Genomic DNA, 4846 nt, shown 5'->3' with positions numbered 1-4846 from the left:
TTAGATCAAGATAATACTATAAAACAAGATACACCTAGTTATTATTTTTCTCCTAAAGATGAAAGCAGTGGCAAAGGAAGACTTAGCATCTTTTATAAAAATGATGAACTTTGTTTGCTTAATTATTCTATTATAGAAAATTCTTTAAATATTAAATTAGAATGTTTAAGCAAACAAAGCTTAGAGTATAAAGACTTAATTTCAAACACTTTAAAAGAACAAAAAACCACACAAGTAGATAAAAAACAAGCTATAGCTAAACTTCATGCTCTTTTAGAAAATCAAAACCTAGAATGTATCCATGGAGGTAAAGTCATACTTAAATCAAACAAAGGAAAAACTTTTAAAGATGATGGTGTGCCTATAATGCTAGAAAGTGATTTATTAAACTCTAGTATAGTAGCTTGTCCTAATACTATAGCAGGTGTAAGTGTTCCTTGTACTAAAGTTGTTAATGTAAAAGGATCCTTATCTCAAAAGAAAGTCAATAATGAATATGTAATCTTACAAGAACTCATATCAGCTTGTATTAGTGATAAAGGTTTTCCTTTAAAAGTAAGCTTTACTCCTACTAAGTTTAAATTTGATCACAGCTTTAATCCTAAAGAGGGCTTAGGAGAACAAAGTAAAAATCAAATAGAGTTAAAAGAACCTATAATAAGACTTCATTATAAAAGTGATAGATTTCAAAAAGATAATTTACCTATCTATAATCTTTTAATCAATAATGAAAAAAAAGAACAAAATAAGGCTTTAAATGAATTTAATATAGATTTAAAAGATTTAAAAGATATAGAGGATATAAATATTCTTAATCAATTCAAACAAGACTTTAGTAAAGATTATGAATTTAAAGAATTAAATCTTAGCTTTGATACTAATTTAATCAAACTTTATTTTATTATCCCAAAAAACATTGCTAAAGTTTATAAAAGTGCTTATAAGGAATTTGAAAATAAAGATTTAGGAGTAGGGTATTTTACACAGCTACATGAGTATGATAAAATCATCAAAAATGCTTTAGAAGATAATAAAGAATTAAACGAATATCATTTTAGTTTTTTAGCTCCTGCAAAAATGCAAAATTTAAAACTTCAAATCGCACAAGGACTAGATGAAATCTTAGAAGATGAAGATAGAAAACAAGAGCTTTATGTTTGTAAATTTGTGGTGGTAAATGGGGTTAAAATATGAAAATAAAAAATTTTACTTTAATTGCATCAAATCATAATTTAGAAATCGAGTTAAAAAATCTTACCAAAAATGCTAATAAAATTATTTTTATATGCAGTGATTTTGATGGATATAAAGAAGCTAAGAATTCTTTGTATAAGACACTACATACTATTGAAGATAATTTTAAAATTGATAATACAAAAACTTTTAAAATCATACATTTAAATCAAGCCAATAAAGACGAAATCACAAAAGAACAAAAATTTAGCTCTGATAAAAATTTATCTAGCATTAAAAAAATTATCTTTAATAATTTAAAATTTTTAAATAATGCAATTAATCAAAATGAAAATAAAACGCTCAATAAAATTATTGATGAAAACAATGTAGAAAATATTGAAAATTTTTTAAAAGAAATTCAAAAAGAATTAAATATATTATTAAAAAATATCAAAGAATCTAACTATTTTGAGCAAGAAATTAAACCAAAGATACAACTTACCCTAGATACACTTTTTAATACACTTTTAAAAAATATTACTCAATCTAATGATGATGAATATAAGCAAATTATTAGAGCTATAGCAAAATTTTTTATCAATATACTAGATTCTGTAACCAATCTTAAAAAACCTGTCTCTTTAGTCAAAAAAAATCCTTATGTTTTTGTTGTAAATACATTATTTGAAGCTTATAATTCTTCTGCTGAGTATCAAGAGTATAAGGAACAAAAATATTATTATGATTTTGCTTATCCACTTTTAGAGCTTATTACTAGTAAGCTTTATCCTATTATCGCTTTGTGCAATGAAGAAATTTTATCTGATGTATTAATTATAGATGATAAAGTATTATTAGATTTTTCATCTTATTCTAATGTACCTTCTATTAGTCTTTATAAAAATAGTTTTTATAAAGTTATTTTAGATGAAGAATTTCAAGGTATTTTTGATAATTTTTTAGAAAATAATCTAAAATTTGAAAATGAAAAGTTAGATAATACACTTTTAGTGAATTCTAGTTTAAATAATTTTGATACAACATTAAAAAAAGCAATCAATTTAAATATCTCTAAACTCAATCATTTCTTTTATGCAGAATATCCTGATTTAAATTCTTCCATGCTAGTAGAAATGATATTAGATAAAAAAAATACTGATCAAATCAATACAACCAAAATGGGTAAAAATTATTTGCTTATTACTAATCCACCACAGCTTAACAATGCAGGACTTTGTGAGGACTTGTATCAAAAAAAATTAGGAGCAATAATAAAAAATCGCCCCAAAGCTCTTACAAAAAATGAAAAACTTGCATTAAAAGGCGATTTTCCTAGCAAAAGAGATTATGGTTCTTATTTTATAGAAAGAGATGTTAAAAAAGAAGATGATTATGTATTGCAACTTTGTCCTTTTGTGAAACTTGATGGACAGATTTATCAAAAATATAAAGGGTATTTTAATTTTTATAATCAAACATATTCTTGGATGAAACTTTATTTATTAGAATATATAAACGAACGATTAGAATATGAAAAAGTTAAGCAAGATTTTGCTTATATTGATAGCTTTTTTAAATTGCCTAAAGAACTTGAAGAAATTAGCGAAAAAGAAAAAGAAAAAGTAGAAGAATATGTCGAGCTTTTTAATAATTATTTAGATAATATCAATTCTCGCTATGACCAAACACAATCCAATCTTAACTCAGAAACATTAATGTTTAAAACATATGAAAATGTAGATTTTAAGAAATACTCACCTTTAACGGTTGTTTTATTGACTTTAACTTTGTATGTTTTACAAAAAGACTTAGCTTTTACGCAAGAATATTCTTTGGGATATAAATTGTTTCAGGCAAATATTGGTAATTATCAAAAGATTAAAATACCAAATTATTTTAATGAGTATATTTCATTTATCCCTGATGATATTTATTTTTATGATAATGATAAAAAAATTTATATCTTTTTATCTAAAGAATTAAATAAAAATAAAAAAGAAGATGAAGTTATTTATTTAGATGAATTAGCCAAAGCTATGTTTGAAAATGATTTTGAAGAAGAAGATCAAACTTATGTAAATTTTTTAAAAACCTTAAATGAAAGTTTTGATGAGGAGATTGAATTTGAAGAAAATATACAAACAGACAAAACTCTTCCTTCAAAAAAAGATTTAGATAAAAGCATTCAAGATATTATGCTTGATAAAGAACTTGCAAAATTATCTATAGATATTACTTTTTTTAACATCATTAAGCAACTTTTTCCTTTTACAGAATTTTTTATGAGTCAGCCTGATTTTTTTAAAAAAATGATTTTATTTTTTATAGATTCAAGCTTAGATAAAAAGTATTATGGTAATAAATTATTTTCTAGTTTTAAAGCACATTTTTTTAAAGAACTAGGGATATTTTATGCACTTAGCCCTAAGGGGCGTTTTATAAAAATTAATCCAAAAAGTAAAAAATCACTCAATAAGCTTTTTTTATATCAAATAGGAACAAATTATTATTATTTTAATCAATTAGAATATGCAAGTGAATTAAAAAAGTCAAAGAGTTTTTCAAGATTAGATAAAGCTAAGCAAATTCATTTGATATCAAAAGTAAGAAAACAATTAGCTATTGATTTTTCTATTAAAATGAGTAAAGACTTGAGCGTGGATATATTAAAAAATTTAGCAGGATCTTTTATTGATACACTTTTGCCTACAAATTATGAAAGATTGAAAATTTTATATGAAAAACTAATGTATGAAAAATTTACTTACAATTATGATTTTCCTTTAGCTGTAAAAAAAGAAGAATATATAACCTATCCTTTATTAATAAATTCTAGATTTATGAGTTTTGATTTATCTGAGTTTATTTTTGGTTCTTTATTATGCACGGGTGGGCTTAATTATTATCCTAGTATTGCTTGTGCTACAACTTCAAGTGAAGCTAGGGAATTTGCCTTAAAAAGACTTTTATCTTATATTATTTTAGATGAAAAAAGAAGTGCTTTTATGGAAGATAAAATCAATGAAGGCAAATATATCTTAAATGATAAGGAATTTTTTGAAAAAAACAATATAGAACTTAGAAATTGTAATATATATAAGCTAGAACATTTTCAAAGAAAAGAAGAGTATAAAACACAAAATCCTATGATAAAACAACACCCTATCTTAGCCTATAATGATACTATACAAATTTTATATGAATATGCAAATGGGATTTATAATACCACTCAAGATGAAAAAGGTAAGTTTATAGAAGATAGGCAAAAAGCAAGAAGATTGATGGAAAATTTAGAAGCCATAGGACAACATAATTTGGAAGTGATGTATAAGGGGATAAATGAGGAATATGTAAAAAACAAAAGAAAAAATGAAAATGATGAGGAAGAAAGCGATGATACTAATAAATCCCAAGATTATTCTAATAAGTTTATAGGCAGACTAGCCACTACTATAATCATGGAAGATGGTTTATATATAGGATGAAAGGATAAATAATGAGTGGTAATAAAGATATTTACGAGATTTATACTTCTAATGGACTTATATTAGAAGTTGATAAAAATACAAATCAAATTATATTTGATAAAAGAGAAGATGGGCGTGAAGTAGGCAAATACACCCAAGAATATTCCAAAGCTTTGTTTGAAGCACACAATATCAAACAAAAC

The 4846-nt window shown here is 24.1% G+C and carries 2 protein-coding genes; both read left to right on the top strand.

From position 1 onward, the window contains the following. Nucleotides 1–1194, top strand: a 1194-nt coding sequence (locus tag AJ884_RS04955; protein WP_261660568.1) for a hypothetical protein, incomplete at its 5' end; no start/stop codon positions are given. Beyond that, nucleotides 1191–4661 (top strand): hypothetical protein, encoded by a 3471-nt coding sequence (locus tag AJ884_RS04950; protein WP_070233299.1) that lies wholly within the window; start codon nucleotides 1191–1193, stop codon nucleotides 4659–4661. The genes AJ884_RS04955 and AJ884_RS04950, both read left to right, overlap by 4 nt. Nucleotides 4662–4846: the final 185 nt, after the last annotated feature.

Origin of the sequence: Campylobacter sp. BCW_6463 (assembly GCF_001762785.1) — a bacterium.
GTDB lineage: Bacteria > Campylobacterota > Campylobacteria > Campylobacterales > Campylobacteraceae > Campylobacter_D > Campylobacter_D jejuni.
Note: the sequence above shows the minus strand (reverse complement) of the source record. Positions and strands in the feature narration are given on the sequence as shown.

Excerpts from the sequence above, each read along its gene's own strand:
- AJ884_RS04950 (WP_070233299.1), top strand. The coding sequence starts at position 1,191 with ATGAAAATAAAAAATTTTACTTTAATTGCATCAAATCATAATTTAGAA.